This window comes from Aeromonas sp. ZOR0002 (assembly GCF_963866995.1).
Lineage (GTDB): Bacteria > Pseudomonadota > Gammaproteobacteria > Enterobacterales > Aeromonadaceae > Aeromonas > Aeromonas caviae.
This window is the reverse complement of record NZ_CAWMFQ010000368.1, coordinates 2,811-3,689: the sequence shown is the minus strand read 5'-3', so window position 1 is coordinate 3,689 and position 879 is coordinate 2,811. Positions and strand designations below refer to the sequence as shown.

Genomic DNA, 879 nt, shown 5'->3' with positions numbered 1-879 from the left:
GGCTGGGGGCCGTGGCGGGGCGCTTTGCCAACCGCATCGGCGGCGCCCGCCTTGAGCGGGAAGGCCAGTGCTGGACGCTGGACGCCAACCAGGGGGCCAACTGCCTGCACGGCGGGCGCGACGGGTTCCATCGCCGCACCTGGCAGATCAAGGAGCAGGAGGCGGACAGGGTCAAGCTGGCGCTCCTCTCCCGGGCGGGGGATCAGGGCTTTCCCGGCAATCTGAGGGTGAGCCTGGAGTATCGGCTGGAGCAGTGCGATCTGGTGGTCGACTTCTGCGCCAGCACGGACGCCCCCAGCCCGGTCAGCCTCACCAGCCACGCCTACTTCAACCTGGATGGCGGTGGCGACATCCGCCACCACACCATCAGCCTAGACGCCGACCGCTACCTGCCCACGGATGACCAGAGCCTGCCGCTGGCCATCGCCCCGGTGGAAGGCCCCTTCGATCTGCGCGCCCCCCGCCCCATCGGCCAGGCGTGGCTGGACCACCCCCAGCAGCAGTTGGCCAAGGGGTACGATCACGCATTTCTGCTCAACAACAGCGATTTTGAGCCTGTTGATGAGCCGTTTGGTGGATCCAATCAGCCATGGGCCGCCCGGGTGATCTCGGGGGATGGCAAGCTGGCGATGGCGGTCTACACCAACCAGCCCTCCCTGCAGTTCTACAGCGGCAACTGGCTGACCGGCACACCGGATCGTCAGGGCCGACCCTACCGGGATTACGACGGCTTCTGCCTGGAGGCCCAGCAATTGCCCGACAGCCCGAACCGGCCCGCTCTCGGCGATCCCTGGTTGCTGCCGGGGCAGCGTTATCGCCACCAGACCCGCTATCGCTTTATTCCTGCCCCCTGACAGCCCCGCTCGGGCAGACGAAGGG

General features: G+C 67.7%; 1 protein-coding gene. It reads left to right on the top strand.

Going from position 1 to position 879, the window contains the following annotated elements; all coding sequences use genetic code 11:
- Window positions 1–854, top strand: an 854-nt coding sequence (locus tag AACR77_RS19605; RefSeq protein WP_042882337.1) for a galactose-1-epimerase, incomplete at its 5' end; no start/stop codon positions are given.
- Window positions 855–879 lie beyond the last annotated feature (25 nt).